Origin of the sequence: Haloarcula argentinensis DSM 12282, from assembly GCA_000336895.1 — an archaeon.
In the GTDB taxonomy this organism is placed as follows: domain Archaea; phylum Halobacteriota; class Halobacteria; order Halobacteriales; family Haloarculaceae; genus Haloarcula; species Haloarcula argentinensis.
Genome location: AOLX01000014.1, coordinates 1 through 22,565 on the forward strand (window position 1 = coordinate 1; position 22,565 = coordinate 22,565).

The 22,565-nt window shown below is 64.2% G+C and carries 24 protein-coding genes; 12 read left to right on the forward strand and 12 right to left on the reverse strand.

Annotated elements, in window-relative coordinates; translation table 11 throughout:
- Positions 1-138 precede the first annotated feature (138 nt).
- Genes C443_RS03665 through C443_RS03685 form a run of 5 tightly spaced genes read left to right on the forward strand, consistent with a single transcriptional unit; the run spans position 139 to position 5,581 of the window.
- Positions 139-381 (forward strand): 4Fe-4S ferredoxin N-terminal domain-containing protein, encoded by a 243-nt coding sequence (locus C443_RS03665; protein WP_005533977.1) that lies wholly within the window; start codon positions 139-141, stop codon positions 379-381.
- On the forward strand, positions 374-2,869 hold the full coding sequence (locus tag C443_RS03670) for a molybdopterin-dependent oxidoreductase (RefSeq protein ID WP_005533980.1): 2,496 nt from the start codon (positions 374-376) through the stop codon (positions 2,867-2,869). Before C443_RS03665 ends, C443_RS03670 begins: the two co-directional genes overlap by 8 nt.
- A 2-nt stretch (positions 2,870-2,871) precedes the next feature.
- The gene (locus C443_RS03675) at positions 2,872-3,702 is read left to right on the forward strand and encodes a 4Fe-4S dicluster domain-containing protein (RefSeq protein ID WP_005533983.1); all 831 of its coding nucleotides are present in this window, start codon (positions 2,872-2,874) and stop codon (positions 3,700-3,702) included.
- The gene (gene nrfD / locus C443_RS03680; protein WP_005533985.1) at positions 3,702-4,997 is read left to right on the forward strand and encodes an NrfD/PsrC family molybdoenzyme membrane anchor subunit; all 1,296 of its coding nucleotides are present in this window, start codon (positions 3,702-3,704) and stop codon (positions 4,995-4,997) included. The genes C443_RS03675 and nrfD overlap by 1 nt, the downstream gene beginning before the upstream one ends.
- The gene (locus tag C443_RS03685; RefSeq protein WP_005533986.1) at positions 4,994-5,581 is read left to right on the forward strand and encodes a TorD/DmsD family molecular chaperone; all 588 of its coding nucleotides are present in this window, start codon (positions 4,994-4,996) and stop codon (positions 5,579-5,581) included. The genes nrfD and C443_RS03685 overlap by 4 nt, the downstream gene beginning before the upstream one ends.
- A 209-nt stretch (positions 5,582-5,790) precedes the next feature.
- Here the strand turns inward: C443_RS03685 and C443_RS03690 are convergent, their stop codons facing one another.
- From C443_RS03690 to C443_RS03745, 12 genes are all read right to left on the reverse strand, one after another.
- Positions 5,791-6,423: a trimeric intracellular cation channel family protein gene (locus C443_RS03690; RefSeq protein ID WP_311241297.1), complete on the reverse strand. Its 633-nt coding sequence runs from the start codon at positions 6,421-6,423 to the stop codon at positions 5,791-5,793.
- A gap of 172 nt (positions 6,424-6,595) precedes the next feature.
- The gene (locus tag C443_RS03695; RefSeq protein WP_005533988.1) at positions 6,596-7,834 is read right to left on the reverse strand and encodes a P-loop NTPase; all 1,239 of its coding nucleotides are present in this window, start codon (positions 7,832-7,834) and stop codon (positions 6,596-6,598) included.
- Positions 7,835-7,836: 2 nt separating this feature from the next.
- Positions 7,837-8,688: a HEAT repeat domain-containing protein gene (locus C443_RS03700; protein ID WP_005533989.1), complete on the reverse strand. Its 852-nt coding sequence runs from the start codon at positions 8,686-8,688 to the stop codon at positions 7,837-7,839.
- A complete protein-coding gene (locus C443_RS03705) occupies positions 8,685-9,539 on the reverse strand; it encodes a hypothetical protein (RefSeq protein ID WP_005533990.1) in 855 nt (284 codons plus the stop codon). Before C443_RS03705 ends, C443_RS03700 begins: the two co-directional genes overlap by 4 nt.
- Positions 9,536-10,216 carry a molecular chaperone TorD family protein gene (locus tag C443_RS03710; protein ID WP_005533991.1) on the reverse strand — a complete coding sequence of 227 codons (681 nt, stop codon included), beginning with the start codon at positions 10,214-10,216 and terminating at the stop codon, positions 9,536-9,538. Before C443_RS03710 ends, C443_RS03705 begins: the two co-directional genes overlap by 4 nt.
- A complete protein-coding gene (locus tag C443_RS03715) occupies positions 10,216-11,049 on the reverse strand; it encodes an ethylbenzene dehydrogenase-related protein (protein WP_005533993.1) in 834 nt (277 codons plus the stop codon). The genes C443_RS03710 and C443_RS03715 overlap by 1 nt, the downstream gene beginning before the upstream one ends.
- Complete coding sequence (gene narH, locus C443_RS03720) at positions 11,042-12,118, reverse strand: nitrate reductase subunit beta (RefSeq protein ID WP_005533995.1); 1,077 nt, start codon at positions 12,116-12,118, stop codon at positions 11,042-11,044. The genes C443_RS03715 and narH overlap by 8 nt, the downstream gene beginning before the upstream one ends.
- Positions 12,115-14,973, reverse strand: coding sequence for a nitrate reductase subunit alpha (locus C443_RS03725; protein WP_005533997.1), 2,859 nt, complete (start codon positions 14,971-14,973; stop codon positions 12,115-12,117). Before C443_RS03725 ends, narH begins: the two co-directional genes overlap by 4 nt.
- On the reverse strand, positions 14,966-15,148 hold the full coding sequence (locus C443_RS03730) for a hypothetical protein (RefSeq protein WP_005533998.1): 183 nt from the start codon (positions 15,146-15,148) through the stop codon (positions 14,966-14,968). The genes C443_RS03725 and C443_RS03730 overlap by 8 nt, the downstream gene beginning before the upstream one ends.
- On the reverse strand, positions 15,145-16,539 hold the full coding sequence (locus C443_RS03735; RefSeq protein WP_005533999.1) for a cytochrome b: 1,395 nt from the start codon (positions 16,537-16,539) through the stop codon (positions 15,145-15,147). Before C443_RS03735 ends, C443_RS03730 begins: the two co-directional genes overlap by 4 nt.
- Positions 16,539-17,192, reverse strand: a complete 654-nt coding sequence (locus C443_RS03740) for a QcrA and Rieske domain-containing protein (protein ID WP_005534000.1) — start codon at positions 17,190-17,192, stop codon at positions 16,539-16,541. Before C443_RS03740 ends, C443_RS03735 begins: the two co-directional genes overlap by 1 nt.
- Positions 17,189-17,764, reverse strand: coding sequence for a hypothetical protein (locus C443_RS03745; RefSeq protein WP_005534001.1), 576 nt, complete (start codon positions 17,762-17,764; stop codon positions 17,189-17,191). The genes C443_RS03740 and C443_RS03745 overlap by 4 nt, the downstream gene beginning before the upstream one ends.
- Positions 17,765-17,943: 179 nt before the next feature.
- On the opposite strand from C443_RS03745, the gene C443_RS03750 reads away from it, so the two are divergent.
- The 7 genes from C443_RS03750 (at position 17,944) to C443_RS03780 (ending at position 22,553) form a co-directional block, all read left to right on the forward strand.
- Positions 17,944-18,603 (forward strand): helix-turn-helix domain-containing protein, encoded by a 660-nt coding sequence (locus tag C443_RS03750; RefSeq protein WP_049943932.1) that lies wholly within the window; start codon positions 17,944-17,946, stop codon positions 18,601-18,603.
- 95 nt (positions 18,604-18,698) lie between these two features.
- A complete protein-coding gene (locus C443_RS03755) occupies positions 18,699-19,364 on the forward strand; it encodes an HD domain-containing protein (RefSeq protein ID WP_005534003.1) in 666 nt (221 codons plus the stop codon).
- A 55-nt stretch (positions 19,365-19,419) separates the two neighbouring features.
- Positions 19,420-19,737, forward strand: coding sequence for a DUF5783 family protein (locus C443_RS03760; protein ID WP_005534004.1), 318 nt, complete (start codon positions 19,420-19,422; stop codon positions 19,735-19,737).
- Between the two features lie 138 nt (positions 19,738-19,875).
- A complete protein-coding gene (locus tag C443_RS03765) occupies positions 19,876-20,388 on the forward strand; it encodes a TRAM domain-containing protein (RefSeq protein ID WP_005534005.1) in 513 nt (170 codons plus the stop codon).
- Between the two features lie 107 nt (positions 20,389-20,495).
- On the forward strand, positions 20,496-21,134 hold the full coding sequence (locus C443_RS03770) for a MogA/MoaB family molybdenum cofactor biosynthesis protein (protein ID WP_005534007.1): 639 nt from the start codon (positions 20,496-20,498) through the stop codon (positions 21,132-21,134).
- Between the two features lie 44 nt (positions 21,135-21,178).
- On the forward strand, positions 21,179-21,652 hold the full coding sequence (gene moaC / locus C443_RS03775) for a cyclic pyranopterin monophosphate synthase MoaC (protein WP_005534008.1): 474 nt from the start codon (positions 21,179-21,181) through the stop codon (positions 21,650-21,652).
- 73 nt (positions 21,653-21,725) lie between these two features.
- Positions 21,726-22,553, forward strand: a complete 828-nt coding sequence (locus C443_RS03780) for a molybdopterin synthase (RefSeq protein WP_005534009.1) — start codon at positions 21,726-21,728, stop codon at positions 22,551-22,553.
- Positions 22,554-22,565 lie beyond the last annotated feature (12 nt).

Here is a 22,565-nt window from a genome sequence, read left to right on the forward strand (position 1 = left end):
GCTCAGAGATGTGTATAAGAGACAGGTCGGCGACACCGTGAGTGCGAACGGACTGGCGCGGCCCGCAGCCGTACTTAAACCGCTTCATAATACAGCGCGTTTCCTACCAAGTTCCGAGAGGAATCGACAACTAGAGCCATGAATAACCCACAGGAGCCGAGATTGACGCCGATTGATGAGTGGGAAGATGAAGCAACAGCGATGCTTGACGGCGTCGACTACGACACTGACTTGGGACTACGGATGGCTCGTGACGCGATTCGTGTCTCGAACGGGGAACTGAGCGACGCCGAATTCCACGAAAAGTACCACGAGGCGGTACTGGCGGAGTTCGGTGAAGACGAGCGGCCGACCAAACCCGAGGGATTCGACGATGACTGACAACGATGGCCTGTATCGGCGCGACGTACTGAAAGCCGGAGGCGCGGCTGCTGCACTCGGTCTCGGCGGCGGCGAGTTCCTCCAAGGACTGGCCGAACGCGGAGACGAAACGGCAGCGGCAAAGCGCGACCCGGGTATCGAGAGCTACGTCGGGCAGAACGACGTCATCCAGACCGTCTGCTCGCCGAACTGCCGCGGGAAGTGTCCCATCGACGTCCACGTCCGCGACGGACAGGTGAAGAAGGTCGAGCCACATCCGCCGGAAGACGAGCAGTACAAGCGGGCCTGCGTACTCGGGCTCTCGCACACCCAGCGTGTGTACGATCCGACGAGGCTGAAATACCCGATGAGGCGGACAGACTGGTCGCCCGACGAGCCAAACCCCGATGGACGCGGTCCAGACGCCGAATTCGAGCGCGTCTCCTGGGACGAGGCGCTCGATCTGGTCGCCGACAAAATGCAGTCGTTGAAAGCAGATTTCGGCCCGGAAAGTGTTCTCTTCCATGTGGGATTCGGGAATTACGGACAGTCCGGACAGGCGTTCAGTCGCCTGGCCTCCCTGTTCGGCTCAACCCAGCCTGCGTCCACAATTGATACCAACGTTGGCCGCGGATTCAACCGGGTCACTGGGACCGGCTTCTACTTACCCTCGACGAACGAATCCGAGGACTGGGAGAACGCAAACACCATCATCGTCTGGGGGTCGGATATCTTCTCCAGCCAGTTCCAGATGGACGCCTCGAAGGTGCTCGATGCTGTTGAGAACGGAGCGAAGCTCGTCGTGGTCGACCCGGTGTACACGACGACAGCGTCGAAAGCCGACCTGTGGCTCCCGGTCAAGCCCGGGAAAGACGTGCATCTCGCGCTTGCGATGATGCACACCGTCTTCGAGGACGGGACGTACGACGAACAGTTCCTCCGGAAGCGTACAACGGGCCCGGCACTGGTTCGGAAAGACACCGGCACCCTGCTCAAGTCGAGCACCGTCTTTGAGGACGGCAGCGACGACAAGGTGGTCGCTGTCGAACAGGGCAGCAACACGCCGGTCGAACTCGAACCTGAGACCGACGGCCCGTATGCGCTGTTCGGTGAGTTCACCGTCGACGGCATCGAATGTGAGACAGCACTGACCCGACTCCGAGACCACGTCGCTGACTACGCCCCATCGAAAGTCGCGGAGCAGACCGGTGTCGATGCGGAGAACATCCGCACTGCAGTTCGGTGGCTGGCGACTCGTGGTCCCGGTGGCATCGCTCCAAGTTACGCTCTCGGGCGATACAAACACGGGCACATCTTCGGACAGACCTACGCGATGCTGATGGGGCTGACCGGAGACTACGGTCAGCATGGAAACATCCACGCGCACCATTCCGGCGGTGCGACGCTCAGTACCGGCGGCTGGAGTACTCCCGAAGACGCCGACCCTGGACCATCGGTGCGCTTCTCCGACTACCCGGACGCGATGATCGACGGTGACCCGCACAAGATCAGGGCCGCCTACTCGATCGAGTCGAACATGATGGGCAACCAGTTCCCGGACCGGCAACGGTTCAGAGAGGCTATCAACAGCCTCGAGATGTATGTCGTCGCAGATATGCACCACACGGATACGGTCCAGCATGCGGATATCATCTTCCCGGTCCCACACTGGTTTGAACAGGAGGACATCGTTTCCAGCTGGGGGTCACACCCACACATCAGCTATCGACACAAGGTTCAGGAGCCAATGTGGGAGGCCAGAGACGACTACTACGCGATTCGCGGGCTCGCAAAGCGACTCGGATTCGGAGATTATTTTCCGGAGACAAAACGCGAACTGCTCCGGGAACTCGCCAGCCGGGACGACGCCATCGACTTCGAAACGCTGTCCGAGCAGGGGACACAGAAGAAGCAGAACATTCCCATCGTCAAGTTCACCGATGCGTTCCCCACTGACACGGGGCGAATCAAGATGTACGATGATGACGCCCCGAGCGAGGAAGGCGTGACGTTCGACCTCCCGCGGCCACTCGAAGACCGGACGGCCGACGACTACGAGAAGGCCGACGAGTACCCGCTGATGTTCATGCAGAAGCACAGTCGGTTCCGCATCCACTCACAGTACGAGATGCTGAACTGGGTGCGTGAGGTCAACCCCGAACCGCAGCTGGACATCCATCCGTCGGATGCGAAGGCTCGCGGTATCGAGGACGGCGAGTACGTCCGCGTGTACAACGACCGCGGCGAGATGATTGTGAAGGCGAAGTACAACGAGGCGTTCCAGCCGGGGCTGGTAAACACTGACCAGGGATGGTGGTCACGTGACTACCTCAAGGGTCACCACAACGACCTCACGCACAACGAGGTCAGTGAAATCGGCCAGACGATGTCGTTCTACGATGTCCGCGTCGCCGTCGAGCCGGCTCCCGACGACCTGGACACGGAGAAGTACGAAACGGACAACCCGCGTGGGACTGGCGCTGAAACATCACGTGCAGGAGGTGACTAACGATGACGAACTATGGCCTCGTAATCGACCAGGAGCGGTGTATCGGCTGTCAGGCATGCGCAGTGTCGTGTAAACAGGAGAACAACGTCCCGATGGGGCAGTTCTGGAACCGCGTCCTGACGGAGGGCGGCGACAAGATCGACACTCCGTCCGGTGGCTACCCAGATGACGGCGGCAGTGGCTCGCTGGACATGCAGTACCAGCCGACGGCGTGCCAGCACTGCGAAAACGCGCCCTGCGTGAAGGTCTGTCCGGTCAACGCGACGTACACACGGGACGACGGAATCGTCGAAATAGACTACGACAAGTGCATCGGCTGTCGCTACTGCATGGCCGCCTGTCCGTACAACGCGCGGGTGTTCAACTGGGACGAACCCGAACATATGCCCGAGGCGGGAACGGGCGACGTTGCCGCCCGGCCACAGGGCGTCGTCGAGAAGTGTACGTTCTGTAGCCATCGCGTCGACGAGGGACTCGATCCGGCTTGCGTCGTCAACTGCCCCGCCGACGCACGCATCTTCGGCGACCTCGACGACGAGGGGAGTACTGTCTCGAAATACATCAACGAGTACGAGACGGACCAGCTCCTCGAAGACCGCGGGACGAACCCGAAGACGCACTACATCAGCGGCGAGATGAGTCCCGGTCGGCCACAGACGTCGGATAAAATGGAGAGCGAACTTGACGATGTCTCTCCGTGGTCCGACGGGGCCGAGGACGTACCAGCTGAGGCCAGTGAAAGCGACAGCAGTGGCTCGGGTGGAAGCCACCACTCCATCGAGGGTGATGCAGCTCCACACGTCCCAGCAGTGGGGTCCGGAGGTGATGACTGATGGCCGCTGACACATCCCGAATCGCGATTCCGGCCTTCGGGACGAAAGGAAAGCTGTGGCTCGGGCTCCTCGCGACCGTCATAGTCGCTGGACTGGCAGCCTGGGGCTACCAGCTCACGACGGGCCTTGTGGCCACGGGGATGCGCAACGTCTTCTCGTGGGGGCTGTACATCATGATGTTCGTCCTGTTCGTCGGGTTATCTGCTGGGGGACTCATTATCTCCAGCGCACCGAAGTTCTTCCACTCACACCGCTACGAAGGATTCGCACGACTCGGGGTGCTGGTCAGTCTCGCGTGCATCACCGTCGCAGGGCTGCTCATCCTCCCAGACATCGGGCGGCCCGAGCGGCTCTACCAGTTCTTCACCTCGCCGGACTTCCGCTCGCCGATGGTGTGGGACTTCGGCATCGTCATTCTCTACGGCGTGCTAAACCTCTGGTATCTGTGGCTCCTGACGCGCCGTGACCTTGCTGCACGGGGGTCGCCACTCGCACTGGGTGTCGATGACACCGACGCCGGACGTGAGCGTGACCGCACGCTCATGTTCTGGACCGCGGCACTCGCACTCCCGACTGCGGTCGCCCTCCACTCCGTGACCGGGTGGATCTTCGCGACGCAGATCGGGCGTGGCGACTGGTTCAGCCCCCTCGTCGCACCGGTGTTCATCGCCAAGGCGCTCGTCTCCGGCCTCGGATTGTTGCTGGTCGTGTCGGTCCTCGCAGACCGGCTCACGAACTACGAGGTCGACCGCGAGGAACTCACAAGTCTCGGCAAGATACTCGGTGTCTTCCTCGCGCTGCACGTGGTGTATCTGCTCGCGGCGGAACGACTGCCCCACGCCTGGGCGAACCACTTCGAGTTCTGGGCCATCACCAGTGGCTTCCTCATCGGTGAGTCCGTCTACTTCTGGCTCTGGACCGTTGTCGGCGGCGCAGTCCCGCTTGTCATGCTGATGATTCCATCGCTCCGGAAGCGCGTGTCGGTCATCTTTACCGCGAGCCTTCTCGCGGTCTTCGGCACGATGTTCGAAGGGGTCCGGCTGGTGTTTACAGGATACGAGGTCGCTAACATCGACCTCCCACCGGGCATCTCGCTCGGTGGCGAGTACGCCGGCATCACGACAGACATCTGGGCGACTGCGGGGGCCTACACCCCGACGCTAGTCGAGGTTGTTGTCACCCTCGGTATCGTCGCCTTCGGTGCGCTCATCGTCACGCTCGGCCTGAAGTACGTCCCGATCCAGCGAGTCGACGGACAGTACGCGACTGATGGCGGCACAAAGGAACGACAATGACTGGACAGACTGATACCCCCACCACACGCGAGCAGTCACCCGAGCGCGACACTGGAAGCGATGGGTTTCGGTCGGACGCCGCGGCAACGTACGCTGTCCTCGCCGAATGTTGGCGAGAACCGACCGAACAACTGACCGAAGCCATTGAGGCCGGTGAGTTGGCCCCGGTGGTCGGTGACATCGGCTCGGCCGATCGCCATCGTCTCAGGACCGAGTACACCCGACTGTTCATCGGTCCAGCGGGACCGCCGTGTCCGCCCTACGAGAGTGTCTATCGTGACGGTGAGGACCCGGATGCACTCGGCCCGGTCAAGGGTCCAGCCACGACGGCCGTCGTGCGCTGGTACAGGGAGTTCGGCGTCCAGCCCGCGGCTGCCCATTCGGACCTCCCGGACCACATCGCCACGGAACTGGAGTTCGCCGCCTACCTCGCAGAAGCGGGCTTCGACGAACAGCTCAACCAGTTCTTCGAGGAACACCTCGCTGTCTGGGCTGACGAGTTCCTCAGGCAAGTCGAGACAGAGACACGGGAACCGTTCTACGCGTCGCTGGCAACGACGACCCGAGAGATACTCTGTCAGTAGCGGCTCACCGGGGCGTTCCCGGGTTTGTCGCGGCGGTCGACTGTCTCTTCACCCCCAATACGCGCTCAAAAGTGCCTACGCACCGATCACCATCGCGACGAGCACGGGATACAGCTCCCGCAGGCGGTCGCACAGTGGTCACAGCGATGGAGCCCAGCGGATGCAGGAATGGGGCATGACAGACGAGAAGCCGGAACTGCGGTGCCGCCCTACTGTGCGTCGCGTCGCTCCCACGCCTGTACCGTCGGGAGCGACCACCCGCGGCCGATGCCCAGCCCCCGGGCCAACAGCACCGCGAGTGCGCACCCGGCCGATGCCACGCTGACGCTGACGCCAATCTGTGCCAGCGCCCAGAAGGCGAAGCCGCCGATAACAGCACAGGACGCGTAGAAGTCCTCGCGGAGAATAAAGGGCGTCCGGCCCAACAGCAGGTCCGAGATTGCGCCGCCGCCCGCCGCGTTGACTGTCGCCAGCGCGACGACGGCGAACACCGGGAGGCCAGCCTGCTGGCCCAGCAGCGCCCCAGTGGTCGAGAACGCGGCCAGCCCGATGGCGTCGGCTGTCAGGACCACCGGGTGCTGGTGGCCGTCGTCGAGGAAATGCACGAATAGCACAGCGGCGGTGACACCAAGCAGCGACAGGGCGACTTCGCCGGGGGACTGCAGGGAGTTCGGAACGCTGTTCAACAGCAGGTCCCGCGTCGTCCCGCCACCCAGCGCCGTCATCACGCCGACGACCGTGACACCGAACACATCGTAGCGCTCTTCGATGGCTTTCGCCGCGCCGACGAATGCGAACCCGACCAGCCCGATAGCGTTCATCACCGCAAACGGATCGGTCACGCTATCCTCCTGGTCCGCCCGGACCTGTCACGTACCCGACCGTGCGCGAGTCGGATCGCCGCCACGAGTATAGCGGTCATTACCGTACTACTACGGGTGCGGACAATTATGCCTTTAGACCTGCTCTGCCGGCGCGTTATTCGTTAGCACGCCTTGGTACCAGCGATCACACCTACGGCTTGACTGTCTCCAGCACCCAGGCCTCGGGTGTTTCCCGGCGGACCTCGAACGGGTCGAAGGCCTCGCGTGGGGCTTCCGCGAGCTGGCCTAGGAATTGTCCGACCGGCGTCGGATCGCGGTCGCTGACGAGGACGAACGGTTCACCGCTGTCCAGCGCGGTGAACTGGTCTCGAACCAGATCCTTGCGTTCCTGTGGCGGCAGGCCCCGGATATCGGCGGTCGGGCCGACGCCCACCTCGCCTGCGGTGTCGAGGGCGGACTCGACGGCGTCCCCGAGGTCGCTAACAGTATCTGGCACGTCGCCGGGTGCTGGCGTCCCCTGCAGGTCGTGCGAGAACGGGAGTTCGGCCAGCACCGCCGCATCGAGATCTCCTAGCGCGTCGCCGGTAAACAGGTCGTTCGGTTCGCCACAGCAGTCACAGACGTATTCGGCCATATTGACGATGGTCCCGAGCACCGGCACGTCGTTGTCGCGGAACAGTTCGACGGTTCGGCTGGTGTCGCTGACGCTCGCGTGAAACGGCGTCGTGACGACGACGACGCCATCGACGGGGACTTCCTGCAGCGTCGTCAGTACCACGTCGCCCGTCCCTGGCGGCAGGTCGAGCACCAGTACTTCGTCGTTACGCCAGGCGGTGTTCTCGAATAAGTCATCGAGCGCGTCGTGGGCCATCGCGCCGCGCCAGGCCAGCGGCGCGCCGCTTTCCATCAGGCCGACGCTCATCACGTCCATATCACCTGCGCGAACCGGCAGCGGGTCGCCCTCCTCGCTGGAGTGGACCGGCCCGCTCACCTCCAGCAGTTCGGGCACGTTCGGCCCGTGGATGTCGGCGTCGAACAGGGCCACGTCGTTGTCAGCGGCCAGCGCACAGGCCAGATGCGTGGCGACCGTCGACTTGCCGACGCCGCCTTTCGCGCTGGCGACGGCCACGACGTGGTCGAAAGACTCGACGCCGCTTTGCCCCTCACTCGTCGGTGTCGTCCGCTCGACGTGGACGCTCCCGACGCCGTCCACGTCGTCGACCGCGTGGAGCATCGCCTGAACGACCTGCGTGCTCGTCTGGCCGTCCAGTGCGGTCAGGTCAGCTTCGATTGTTACCTCGCCGTCGGCTGCGTCGATGTTCTCGACGAAGCCTGCGTCGAACACGGAGAGGTCGGCGTTCGGGTCGCGCACGTCTCGCAGTGCGGTTTCGATGCGGTCGGTCAGTGTGGTGGGCGTTCCGTCAGTCATCGTCAGAGGTCGGGCATCCGATTGAGTCTGTCTTCGCCGGGCAGCAGTCGGGCGTCGTTCTCCAGCGCGCCGCCGAACTGCCGTCGGAACCGTCCGGGATCCACGTCGAGCGACCGTTCGGCGGTCTGTCGGACCACGGTGGCCGGATCGTCGGTGAGTTCGCGCAGTCGCTCGCGGGCGCGGTCCTCGTCGACGCCACCGAGCATGTGAGCGGCCCACTCGCGGACCCGCTCGCTGTCGTCGCGGCTCTGTTCTAACAGCAGGTTGGCCATCGCCTCTCCGCGGAGTTTGAACAGCGAGATGGCCGCGTTGCGCCGAACCGCGTGGTGGTCGTCGTCGATGGCGGCCGCGATATCGTCCTCGTGGGCCTCGCGGTCGACGTTGTCGAGCGTGACGACGGCTTCCGCTCGGACCCACGGATCGGGGTCGTTGAGCAGTTCCACTGCTACCGCTGCGGCCCGCTCGCCGCCGTGGGCGGTCAACGCCTCGACGGCGAACTGGCGCACGTCGCTGTCGTCGTCGGTCGTCGCAGCACGGGCCAGCGCCGCTACGATTTCGTCCGTCGTCGCCCGGTCTTTGAGTTCGAGGGCGGCACGCCGGCGGTCGGTCTTCTCGCCGTGTTCGATATCGGACAGCAGCGACGCCACCGCGTCGTCATCGACGGGTTCGGTGTCGCTAGCGGCCAGTTCTTCGGGCGTGGCCTCGCCAATAGTCACGTCTTCGCGGGACACTTCGATGTCTTCCAGTGCTTCGATATCGGTGTGTAGGCCCGGGCTGCGTTCGGGGTCCAGTTGCGGGTCCGGGTCCTCTTCGAGGTGCTTCTCAAACTCATCGTCGTCGTGACAGCCCGTCATTGCGTTCCCTCCTGTGCAGTGAGCACGGCGATGCCGAGCGCGAACGGGAGTGCCCGCGGGAGCGACGCCGGGACACCCGCAAACGCGACCAGCGCGACGCCGGCGAGCAGCGGCCACCGCCGCGTTCGGCTGGCCGCGCTGGCCGTCGTCACCGCACCGGCAGCGGCCAGTGCGATGACCGGCAGACTCGTCCCGACGACGCCGGTGCCCGTGAGCGTGACCGCGCCCGTGACAAACGGGACGGCTCGACCGACGGCAAGGACGACGGCGAAGGCGGCGAGGCCGCCGAGTACTGCGCCCCAGTCCGCTGTCGACAGCGAGCGCCAGTCCGTCGCGGCGAACGCCGGCGTCGACGCGATGCCAAGCAGCGCCACGGTGGAGGCCACCGATCGGAGATCAGTCCAGCCGCCGACACCGCTCGCCAGCCCGATGCTCAGCGCCGCGACGAGCAGGGCGGCCGCGCCGGCCGAAACGAAGTCCAGCTGCCGTCCCGCGACGGCGGCGACGGTCGCCGTCCCGAGGACGATTGCGGCGGCCGCCGGCAGCGCCGCGGCGCTACTGAGGAGCGACAACAGGCCGAACACGCCGACGAACAGCAGTCCGATGCCGGTGAGCGGGTCGGCGTCGGTGACGGCCACAGCGATCGCCGCGGCGGCGACGACGACCGTTGGCACCCCTGTCGCCAGGCCGGGCGAAATCGGGACGCCGCCGTACCCCGGTGCGTTGACGAACAGAACGGCGAGGTAACGGGCGGCGACCGCGACGGCCGCAGCGCCGACCGCCAGGTCCGCGACCGAATGGCTTCCGCCGTGTAGCAGCGGTCTGACCCGTCGCTGTAGCGCCGCCGTCATCGCTGATCCTCCAACCGTGTTGCGAGGTCGTTGCGGTCGGCCCGGACGAACGCCTCCAGCAGTTCGCCGAAGCCGCCGTAGATGTCGGTTCCCGGTTCGTCGGCCAGTCGGTCGGCCACGCCCGCGGCTGCGTGGCCGAGGTGGCGGTCATGGAAGTCAAGCCGAGCGAGTGCGGCGTCCTCGCCGACGGCGGCTTCCCGCCGGGCCAGGTAGCCCGCGAACTCCAGTTCGTAGGTCAGCGCGTCGTGGTTATCCCGCTGGTCTTGGTCGATTTCCAGGCCGTAGTGGCTGTAGGCTCGCGAGAGGTCGAGGTTCACGTCGTTCCAGGAGTGGTCCGGCCGGTATTTCGACTCGTACAGCGGGACCGGCGGCCCCTCCGCCTCCAGCGAACCGTCTGTCCGGTCCGTGTACTCGCTGTAGCCGAGTTCGAAGATATCGTTGTAGCGGGCCGCGAGCGTCTCGTAATCGTCGTCGGTGGTTAGCGACGGAACGGATACGTCGAGACCCGAGCGGTCGATACAGGCTCTCAAACCGGCTTCAAGACTTCCGTCGGTCGCCGCGCGATGGAACGATTCCTCGGGGTACTCGAACGCTTTGGCGAGTGTCGCGTACACCGCGCCGCGAGCGGCGGCGTCCTCATCGATATCGTCCATCTGGTCAGTTGGCGTGGTCGCCATTACTCGGCCCCCTGCGTGCGGTAGATGCCGAAGCTGGTGACGCCGACGACAGCGACGATGGCGATGCCGGCGAGGGTCCACAGTAGCGTCTCGTAGGGCGGACCTTGCGGGCCGCCGCTGAACGGATAGTAGTGCCACTCGCTGACTGCCTTCTGCCCGGACCGCTCGCCGTTGGAGCCGTTCCAGACGGCGAAGGCCACGTCGAGGTCGCCGTCGGTCCGCAGGTCGGTCCGGTTCTCGCTCGGCGCGTCAAGCTGGCGCGAGTACACCACCGTCCAGGTGGCGTTGCTGCCGGTGCCGCTGTGACTCGCGTTCGCCTGCACGGTCGGGTTCTCGAACGGCGTGGTCGAGCCAGCGCCGCCGGCCAGCAGTTCCTGCGTCCCGGTCGACCCGCTCCAGTACCAGACGTTGACGCGGTTGTCGGGGCCGCCCATCGCTATCGGCGGCCGGGAACTCGTGTTGACCGGGAACTGGACCGCGACCGCATCGGCGAACTCCCGCGTGGCGCTGGCGTTCATGTCCCGGGTCGCGTCCTGCCACTCCAGGCGGACGTACAGCCGCTGGTCAGTGCGAGCCGCCTGTACGTCGACCGTCTCGATGGACGTGTCGTCGGCGTTCGGAACGCTACTCGGGGCGCTCGAAAGCGGCACGTCCGAGGCCGGGACCGCCTCCCAGCCGTCGGCGTTCGGTTCGGCGAGGTCGGCCGTCGATACCTCCGAAACCGGGATCTCGTGTGCTGGCCGGGCGCTCACCATCGGCGCAGCCACCGTCGAAACGACGATGAGCGCCGAAAGCACCGCCGTGAGTGTGAGTGTGCGTCGGTGGTCAGTCATCGTCGAAGACCTCCAGGCGGTACTGTTTCGCCGGGTTCTTGTCCTGAAGCAGTTCCATCAGTTCGCTGTCACCACCCTGTCGGACGCGCTGCCGGTGGGCGTCGATAGTGTCGAGCGCTTCGTCGACGCCGTCGCCGAACAGTTCCCGGAGGTATTGCCGCGGGATACGGTCGATGTCAACAGTCTCACCGTCCTCCGTGTGCTGGCCGGGGGCGAAGGGCGGGATGTAGTAGACGTTGGGCTGCGTGCGGAATTCCGGATGGAGCGGCAGGGCCACTTCGTACTCATTCACGAGCTTGTGGATCGGTCCCTCCTCGTCGTCGAGGAAGCCGACCAGTCGGAGCTGTGGCGGGCACTCCTCGGCACAGGCCGGGGCGAACGTCTCTCCGTCGGGGCCCTCCCCTTCGATGCGGGGGTAACAGAAGATGCACTTCTCGGATTTCTTCGAGACGGTGTTGTAGTACACCTTCTTATAGGGGCACCCTTCCACGCAGTAGCGGTAGCCCCGGCAGCGGTCCTGATCGACGAGGACGATTCCGTCCTCCTGACGCTTGTACAGCGCCGAGCGCGGGCAGGCCTCGACACAGGAGGGGTGGGTGCAGTGGTTACAGATGCGCGGCAGATAGAAGTAGTAGCTGTTGGGGTACTCGCCGGCTCCCTGGTCCTCGTCCCAGTTGGGCCCCCACTCTGCGCCGTCGCGAGGCCGGAGCGGTTCGTCGCTGCCCTCGTACATGATCTCCTCGTGGTTGAACTCCCAGGCGCGGCCGTAGTCCTCATCGTCGGGGATCTCCCCGGGCGAGCGGTCCGAGTGCTCGCTTGACTCCCAGCCGCCGCCGGAGTCCTCCCAGCCGCGAGGGTAGCCCTCGCCGGGCTTTGTCTCGACGTTGTTCCAGTACATGTACTCGCTGCCGCCGTCCTCCGTCCAGAGGTTCTTGCAGGCGATCGTACACGTCTGGCAGCCGATGCACTTGTTCAGGTCCATCACCATCGCGACCTGGTGGTCGACGCCGTCGGCGACGTTGACCAGCGTGTCCTCTTCTCCTTGGTCGTCCTGTTGATCGGTACTCATTCGGTGTCACCTCCGCTCGGTCGGATATCGACACGCACGTCGCTGTTGACCCCGGTCGGCCCCCAGTAGTTCGGGAAGAAGTGCAGGTGTTCCCCGGTGTCTTCCGGGTACTGGACCAACTGGGTCGGCTTCATGTACATCGGGACGAGCGTGTTGAAGTTGTCTCGGTCGGGGTACTGGAACTTCTCCCAGGAGAAGAAGTGCCGGACAGTCCCCGGTTCGCTGGAGGGGTAAATCTTCGCCTGCACCTCGACGCTTCCGAGGTCGTTGTACACCTCCACGGTGTCGCCGTCCTCGATGCCCCGCTCCTCGGCGTCCTCGGGGTTCAGATACACTACGGGTTCGCCGCGCTGGAGCCTGAGCATCTTCGTGCTGTCACGCCACGTCGAGTGGATGGACCAGCGACCGTGGGGCGTGTTGTACGACAGCGGGTAGTCACCGCCGGTGTTCTCGGGCCCTTCCTTGTGGGTCGGGAGTTCCTCGCCGAGTTCGAGGTACCAGTCGTGGTCGATGTAGTACTGCTGCCGGCCGGTGAAGGTCGGCCAGGGGTTCTTGTCGTGGACGTAGTCTTGCCACGGGACGTACGCCTCGCCGTCTTTGATGTCGGAACTCCAGTGGTCGCCAGCTTCGAGGAACCGCTGTGGTTGCTCGTCGATGTCGTCGAAGGTTATCTGCTCGTCGCTGCCCTCGGGGTTGGTCTCCTCCGAGTGTTCGAGGATGAACTCCGCCGCGGCTTTGTCCTCAACGAGCCCTTCTTCCTCACCGGTTTCCCAGTCCCGGACGTAGTCGTCGTGTATCGTCGTCAGGTCGATGGTCCGGTCGAACTTGCGGTCCTCGACCGGCTCGACGCCGCGTTCCCGGGCGCGCTCCTGAATCTTTTCGGCGAGCAGGCGGAAGATCTCCCAGTCGGTCTTGGCCTCGCCGAGTGGCTCGACGGCCGGCGTGAACGGGTGCACGTACGTGTGCATGTCCGTCTCCGAGAGATCGTATTTCTCGTAGTGGCTGGCCGCCGGCAGAACGATGTCGGAGTACATCGCCGTCGAGTCCATCCGGAAGTTGATGTTGACGACGAGGTCGAGCTTGGGCCAGAGCTGCTCTTCGACGGCGACGTTGCCCTTGGCCTGGTTGAAGTAGTTCCCGCGCCAGACGAACATCGTTGACGGGTCCGGTCGTCTCCCGTCGCCCCGCTCCTCGGGATAGACCGGCATCCATCCCTTGTCGATGGACTCGCGTATCTTCTCTGCGGTGTCCGGGTCCGTGTTGTCGAGGATACCCGCGTGGAAGTACGTCCACAGCGTCGTCGGTACGCCGCGGACATTCCCCGTCGGGAACGAGAGCACCTTCCAGCCGTGGAACGACCAGATTTTCTCCTGTCCCACGTAGTGGTCCAGCCCGGTGCCGGGATCGCCGAGGTTCCCCGTCAGCGTCACGAGCAACTGGATCGCGCGGTTGCCTAGGTCGTTGTGGTACCAGTCGTTGACGCCCTTGCCGTGGATGATTTTGGCGGCGTCGGCCTCGGCGAACTCACGTGCGACTCGCTGGTAGGTGTTCTCGCCGACGCCGGTTTCCTCGTGGACGACCTCGGGCGTGTACTGGCTGAGTTCGTCGGTGAGGTTCTCCCAGACCGAGCGGACTGCGACGCTACCCTCGTCGGTGTCGACGCTCCGCTCGACCGCTAGCTGCGGGTCGAAGTCGAGTTCGATGCTCTTCGAGTGGTCGTGCTGGCCGTCCCGCTCACCTAGCGACCCGGGCGCCCGGTGGAGGGTCCCGTCTGCGTCGACCATGACGAACACCTTGTCGGGGTCGTCGGCGTCCTCGGCGAGACCGACCTCACTCGCCCGGAGGAACTTGCCGGTATCCTCCCGGACGAGCAGCGGCATGTCGGTCTGTTCTTTGAGGTGGGCCTCGTCGTGCAGTCCCTCGTCGACGATTGTCTGGGCCATGCCCAGCGCGAGTGCGGTGTCGCTGCCGCCGTGGGGCGAGAGCCACTCGTCGGTGTGGATGGCCGTCTGGGAGTAGTCGGTGAAGATACCGACGCGCTTTGCACCCTCGTAGCCGGCATCGAGGAAGTACTTCGCGTCAGGGATGCGCGTGACGTTGATGTTCGACCCCCAGGCGATGATGTAATCGGCGTTGTGCCAGTCGGCGGACTCGGCGTTGTCCGTCTGGGTGCCCCACGTAATCGGCTGGCCCGGCGGTAGGTCCGAGTACCAGTCGTAGAAGCTGTGTGAAACGCCGCCGAGCAGATTCACGAGCCGGCTCCCGCTGGCGAAGGATACCGGGGACATCGCCGGAATGGGTGTAAAGCCAGAAATCGCGTCGTACCGGCCCGCCTGCACCTCGTCGATGACGTGGTCGGCGATCTCGGTTAACGCTTCGTCCCAGCTAATCCGCTCCCACTGTCCTTCGCCACGCTCGCCCGTGCGGCGGAGCGGGTGGAGCACGCGCTGGTCTGCGTTGACGTAGTCCGTGTAACAGGCCCCCTTCTGGCAGCCCCGCGGGTTCGGATCCGGGAGGCTCTCGTCGAACGTCGGGTAGTCGCCGGCTTGCTCCTCGCGCCAGACCTGGCCGTCCTTGACGTAGACATTCCACGAACAGGAGCCAGTGCAGTTGACGCTGTGGGTCGAGCGGGCGACGGAGTCCCAGTCCCACTCGTCGCGGTAGAGGTCCTCCCAGTCCCGATACGGGTACGACCCGATGGGGTCGTCGACCGCTTCGAGGCCGTCCATACCGTCGTTGGCGAAGGACAGCCCCGTCGCGCCCAGTAGTGACGCGGCACCGAGGCCACGCACGAAGTCGCGGCGACTGATTCCCGCACTGTTCGTTTCGTCGTCGGTCAGGTCGTTTCTACTCATTGGTGATGAACACTGTCGCAGTCGCGCAGGCAGTGCCGGCCACGGCCAGCGCGATGCCGGTGAGCGTGCTACCCCCGACTTCGAGGCCGGCAGCGACCAGCACGAGGCCGACCAGCTTACTCGTCGTATCCAGCAGGCGATACTGCCGCTCAGTCAGTTGGACGCTTGCAGTCATCCGTCTCCCTCCGGTTCGGTGCTGTCCGGTTCGTCCCCGACGGAGCCGCCGTCCGCGGCCACGTCGCCCTCCTGTGACGGCGTGGGCTCGCCGTCGCGCAACAGTAGGTACGTGATACCGCCGAAGATGGGTGGGACGATGAGCAACGCGGCCGTCAGGATGGGGTTGACCACGTTCGTCGTCGTTCCCAGCACTTGGTCCGCGAGGATGTTGTTCATCCCCGCAATCGAGGCGATCATGATGAACGCAACGGCGGCCACGCCCACACCGGTCTGCCAGGCCCGGTCCAGCGGGTCCGCGGTGAAGTGGGTCGGCTCGGTCCGGTCGATGAACGGCCAGACGGCGACCGCGGCAAACACCAGCCCCGGAAGGACGATGCCGCCGACGAACTCCCCGTTGATGTGAGCCGGTCCGATGCTGAAGCTGATCTGTGGCAGGAGCTTCAGGAAGCCGTACACCCACATCAGGAACCAGTCCGGCATGATGAGCTCCGGCGTAGCCGCGGGGTTGTTCGGCCCGTACTCGGCGACGTTGTGGACCGGAAGCAGGCCAGCAAGCGCCGACAGCGTCGCCGCGGTGACAAAGAACACCACTGCGGAGACGGCGGCTTGGTTCGGGAACGCAGGCAGGCCGATAATGATGTCATCGTTCTCCTCGTCGACAGACTGACGGCCGGCTGTCACATCGCCGTCCCGCGGCGCTTCGGTGTGTTTCTGCCGGATGAGAATCGCCATGTGGACGGCCAGTCCCACGGCGATGGCCGCTGGTATCACGAGGATATGCAGGAAGTACAGCCGCGGGATGGTGGCACTGGAGGGGAACTCACCCCCGAACACCACCTGGCCGAGGAAATCACCCAACAGGGGGATGGATATCGTGAGGTTGTAGCCGATGCCCGTCGCTGTGGCAGCGAACTCGTCGAACGGTAACGCGTAGCCGGTGTAGGCCGCACCCATCGAGAGGGCCGCTAGGCCAGTACCGACGATCCAGTTGGGCTCCCGCGGATTGCGGTATGCGCCGGTGAAAAATACCCGTAACATATGCAACCCTATTGAGGCGACAAAGAGGTGGGCCGCCCAGTGGTGGAGCCGGCGGATGAACATCCCGAAGGGCACGTCGTAGGTGATGTGCAACACTGAGACGAACGCTTCGGGCATCTCCTGGCCCTGGAACTTCTGGACGCTGCCGTCGTACTCCACGTCGGAGGTCGAGGGTTCGAAGAAGAACCCGAGGAAGACCCCCGACAGAATCAGGAGGAGGAAACAGAACAGCGCCACCTCGCCCAGCAGGAACGAGTCTTCGGCCGGGAACGCCTTGCCGAGGAACTTCTGGCCGTTCTCAAGATCGAGGCGCGTGTCGAACCAGTCGTAGACGGCTTTGGCGCGGGACATCACTCACCCCCCGGGCCGACTGGCCCCTCGAAGTCACCGGTGGCGACGAGGAATCCGTCGCTGGTCATCGTAATCGGAAGCTGTGGGAGCGGTCGCCCCGGCGGGCCGCCGCTGACCGCCGCTCCTTCCAGAACGTTGAATTTCCCGAAGTGGCAGGGACAGACGACCAGATCCTCCTCCCGATCCGAGACCATACAGCCGGCGTGAGTACACACCTTCGAGAAGGCGGCGTAGCCGTTGACTGTGAACCCCTCCGAGACGTCGCCGCCGTAGTCAGACTCGGCGTAGCGCACCAGTAACGTCGGTGCGTCCTCAATGCCGGGCCGAGGCTCGGGGAAGACGGTTATGTGCTCGCCTTCGGAGAGCCGGCTTTCGGTGATGCGCTCGCCTTCGCCGTCGACGAGGTGGATGCCGTCGGAGTACACCGGCCCCTTGTACCCTCGCTCGAACACCTGTGTAGTGCTGGCAAGCGGTGCGGTGAGGCTGGCGACGGCGGTCAGACCGCCGACGGTCGCGAGGAACTTCGCGAAGTCACGGCGGCGGAGTTCTGCGCGGGCGTCCCCATACAGCGTGGGAGACGTCCCGCTGGCCCCGTCACACGAGCAGTCGTCGCCCTGTTCCTCGCCGTCATCGGGTTTCGGATACTCTATCATTCGTGCCCCCTGAGTTCGGCGACTTCGACGTGTGGCATGAACCAGGCGTAGTACGCGACCGTCGAGAGCGCGAGCGAGAGGAACATCCCGGTCGCGTATAGCCCGAAGTACTGGGTGCGAGCGAGCGTGAGGTACTCGCCGGTGAACAACGCCGCGAAGACGATAGACAGGACTGTCAGCCCGCTCATGGCGACGAGTCCCTCTATGGCGTCCGAGGCGTCGTGGTACTCGACAACCCAGCGATGGTCCGTGTTGAGCCACGGCAGCGAAACGGTCCCGCCGTCGGTGACCGGCTCGGCCTCGTCAGGCGGCCGGACAGCTCTGTTCATGAACTGATGGGCGGCCGTCAGCACGCCCACGAGAACGAACAGGGCGACCCAGACGACGACACCGACCTGGCTCGGTGACAGTTTGTTCGGCGTCTCTACTGGGCTATCGAGCGGCCGGATGTCGCTGACGCTCTCGTCGATAGCTATCTCCTCCGACGGTGGTTCGCCGTGCAAGGCGACGTACCACATCGGCAGCAACACCGCTGTTATCAACAGACCGATGAGTATCGTGTTGCGTCTCATAATCTTGTAGTATCTCGGTTCGCCAGCGATTCGAACGGCTATCTGTGTCGCTGTATTCGGGGTTTGTCCCAGCACCCCGATGAACTGCCAGCCCGACATCTTAGGCCCATTATATGGCGGTTTTTTATACGAACATGTTCGCACAGACCTTCTTATGTCAGCCGGGGCAACTCTCAGACATGTCGGGCCGAATGCTCGCCGAGGTCGAAGTGTTCGGCCCCCGGTCCTGCCACGTACAGCCACACGCCGACGAGGAGTGGTCAGTGTCGTCGGTCTCCCGGAGCGTAACGAGTGTTGATGCTGACCCCGTCATCGAAGAGTTCACCCTCAAAGGCGGCGACGAGCCGCCATCAGTGCTACAGACCGATGAGTTGAACGTCGATCACGTGTTTGCCTACGAGCAGCGACACGTTTTCCAACTGTCCAGAGCGGCCGGGCAGGGCTGTGTGTGTGAACGCATCGAAGCAGCCGGCTGCGTCGTTCAGGAGTTCTCGGCAGACACCGAATCCATCGTCGTCACGTTTCTCGTCGACGACGTTCCAACCCTGCGAGAAATTGTCGACGACCTCCAGTCGGAAGGCGAGACTGTCAAACTCCGGCGGCTACTGGAAGACACGTCCGCGGAGACGGACCGGCCGGTCGTGCTCGACCGCGCGAAACTGACCAGCCGCCAGCGCGAGGTGCTGACCCGGGCCCACGAGATGGGGTACTTCGAGCATCCGCGCGATGCGACTGCCGGTGACGTGGCTGACGCGCTGGATATCTCCACTTCGACGTTTACCGAGCACCTCGCTGCGGCCCAGCGGAAACTGCTCGATGACCTGCTTGACTCCCGCTGATACGGACATTGCCGCGACCCACTGGCATGTGTCAGCGAGATTGATACATTCCACAGCAGTTATTCCAGCCGGAACGCGAGGTGCCACCGCCGTCAATGACACAGGAACTAGGTCCCCTTGCTCGAACACTGTCGCTGCCGTACTACGAAGATGCCCTCCCGGCGCACGACCAGTTTCATGCCAAGCGAGTCCGAGACATCGCGCTTCGGCTCGCGAGCGACTGCGACGACTCGGTCAACCGAGATATTATTGCCGCGTCAGCGTGGCTCCACGACATTGGCCGGCCTCGGGAGCGGGCCGGTGACGTTGATGACCACGACGAATGGGCCACGGCTGAAGCCGCGCAGCTACTCGCGGCCGAGGGTGTGGAACCCGACCGAATTAGCCGTATCAAACACTGTATCCGAACGCACAGCATCCGCGCAAGTTCTCCGGAGCCGAGAACGCTGGAGGCGAAATTCCTCTTCGATGCGGACAAACTAGACGCCGCTGGGGCGCGCGGCCTCGTCCGACTGGCCTGTATCGTCGGCGAACGGTCCGGACGGACCGGCGAGAAGTATGCCGTCATCGATGACACGTCAGCTACCGACCTTGGAACGTCGGATTCTCCGGATATCGAACTGCTTCGAAACTGGGCGGAGGAACGCCTAGATACGCTGTACACTCAACCGGGCCGGCGTCTCGGTCGGACGCGCCGGGAATTCATGGACGAGTTTTTCACTCAGTTCGCCGGTGAAATCGGAGTTACGGGGGAGTTGTAAACGGCGTCCACGGAGTCTCAGAACCCTTTACTCTCGCCCCGACGACACTGCATCCATGACCGAGTTCGACGCCGAGAAGTTCGACGAGAAATACGTCCACTACTTCGAGGAGCTCGAAACGGCGTACTCGAACGCGTATCAGGAGCTTCACGGACAGTACGACTCCGAGGTCCTTCGCGGGATCGATCGGCAGATTCTCAGCGAGAGCGAGCCGGTGTACGAGGGCGACGGGACGTTCAGCGTCCGGCTGCCTGACGACACTGCGGCGCGAGCGCAGTCTTTGCCGGGCGACGAAGAGACGTTCGACACAGTGCTGTCGGCGTTTACCGACGCTATCGAACGCGAACTCCGTCGGCTGTTCGAATTCGAGTAATCGCCGCACGCTGCTCGACGGCTCGCCCGATAGCAGGCGTGTACAGCCTGTTTGCTACCCCTTCAGCAGCGTTCGGCCCGGCGGATCGAAAACACCAGAATCAATGCAGTTCCGGTACTAGCCCAACCAATTATACTAATGGCGACCGATTCAGATCTTCACTGTCTCTTTACTGCACCCGTCGAGGAGCAACAGGACTCGTACGTGATCGAGATTCCGAAACAGGAAGTCGAACTGGGAACGCTGGCCCCCGAGACGCTGTACCGGATCGCACTGTTCCAGTCCGCGGCTGAGGCTCCTACGCCCCAGTCACAGTCCGGTTCCCAATCCGATCCGCAGTCCAGTTCCCACTCAAAGGCAGAGTCCCAGTCCAGTTCCCAATCCGGGCCACAGTCCGATTCGCGGTCCGGCGAGCCAAGCAGGGAACCGGAGTTCGGACCGTCGTCCCCGCCCGTTGCCGAGGGTGAGACGCGCGTGGTCGAAATCGAAAACATCGGCGACAAAGGCGACGGCGTCGCGCGTATCGACGGCGGGTACGTCGTCATCGTCTCTGACGCAGATGTCGGGGAGCGCCTCCGCGTCGAGATGGATCAGGTCCGTGAGAACGTGGCCTTCGCGGAGATCGTCGAGCGCCTGCCGTACTACGAGTAAGCCACCGACTCTCTCGGCTGGTTCCTACTTTCGCACCCCGTCCGAGTTGGCCCGACCACCGGCCAGACAGGCGAGGGTATATTTTGCCACCGACTGTCATCTCCGGTATGGGGCACGACCACGACGAAACGACCAGCCACGACGAGGCGGGTCATAGCCACGGCGAGCATGAACACGGAGAGCACGACCACGACCATGGCGAGCATGAGCACGACAGTGGCCACGATGACCACAGTCACGGAGAACACACAAACGATGACCATCACGCCCACGACGCCGAAGGGGTTAAAATAGGGGTCCTCACCGTCTCGACCTCGCGAACGCTGGACGACGACCCGGCGGGCGACATCATCGCAACAGCCTGTGAAGACGCGGGCCACGAAATCGCCGAGCGTCGCCTCGTCGCGGACGAGGTGGACGCTATCGAGGACGCCGTCGCCGCCCTGCTGGACGATGGCGTCGATGTGGTTCTGACGACAGGTGGGACCGGCCTCACGCCTGACGACGTGACTGTCGACGCTATCCAACCGCTGTTCGACCGGCCGGTTCCCGGCTTCGGCGAGCTGTTCCGCTGGCTCTCCTACGAGGAAGTCGGGCCGATGGCGATGGCCTCGCGCGCGACCGCTGGTGTCGTCGACGACCGCCTGGTGTTCTGTCTCCCCGGCAGCGAGAACGCCGCCCGGACGGGCGCGGAGAAACTCGTCGCGCCAGCTGTGGGCCACCTGCTGGGGCTCGTCCGCCGGTAGCACGGACCCGCACGGTTTTGGGCTGGCATCGGTTACAGAGAAGCATGTCCGAAGATTTCACACACGTCGACGAGGACGGCGACGCACAGATGGTCGATGTCGGCGACAAGGCCGAGAGCCAGCGTCGCGCGGTCGCGCGCGGACAGATTCGGCTCACCGAGTCCACGCTGGCGGCCATCGACGCCGACGAGGTGGAGAAAGGCGACGTGCTGGCAACAGCCCGCATCGGCGCGATTCAGGCGGTGAAACACACCTGGGAGACAGTGCCGATGTGCCACCAGATCCCAATCACCAACGTCGAAGTCGAGTTCAATGTCGACGACGATGCCGTCGAAATCACGGTCGCCGTCGAGACGGTCGGCAAGACCGGTTGCGAGATGGAAGCGCTGGAGGGTGTGACGACCGGCCTCAACGTCGTCTGGGACATGGTGAAGGCCAACGAGAAAGACGATAACGGCGAGTACGCCACGACGGCAATCCAGAACGTCCGCGTCGTGGAGAAAACTGTCGACCGCTGAGACGGGACGACTGACTATAGCCGGGCCGCTGCTATGAAAAAGGTCTATCTACGTCGCCCTGCTACTGGCGTACATGCAAGTCCTCGGTATCGTCGGCCACTCCGAGTCGGGGAAGACTACGCTGGTCGAGCGGTTGACACAGCGGCTCTCCGGGACCGGACGTGTCGCGACAGTGAAACACTGCACGCATCCGCCGGACGTCGACACGGACGGGAAAGACACGGCTCGACACCGTGACGCCGGCGCGGGCGAGACGGTCGCGCTTACCGACGACGGCGAGTGGTACGCGACGGGACAGTCGCGGACGCTCGATGAGACGCTGGACGCGCTTGCGCCCGACTACGATTACGCGCTCGTCGAGGGGTATTCGGACGCGAGCATCCCGAAAGTCGTCCTCGGCGACCTCGAGGTCGCCGACCCGGTCGTGCATCGCGCGCCCCACGGCGCAGGCGCTGACCTTGATGACATCGTCACTGCGATGGAGGAGCGAGACCCGTACATCACGCTGGAAACACTCGTCGCCGACGTAAAGCGGGACCCGGACGAAGTCTACTCCGGCGCAATAGCGACGTTCACCGGGCGAGTCCGCGCACAGGAGGGTCCCGACGACCCACCGACGGAACTGCTGGAGTTCGAGCGCTACGACGAAGTCGCCGCCGAGAAGATGGCCACGCTCCGGCGGGACCTCGAAGCACGGGACGGCGTCCACGCGGTCCGACTGCACCACAAGACTGGCGTGGTCGACGCTGGCGAGGACATCGTTTTCGTCGTCATCCTGGCCGGCCACCGGGGTGAGGCGTTCCGTGCTGTCGAAGACGGTATCAACCGTCTAAAGGAGGAGGTGCCGCTGTTCAAGAAGGAAGTCACCGTCGACGAGGAGTTCTGGGCACACGAGCGGTGAGTTGGTGGCGCT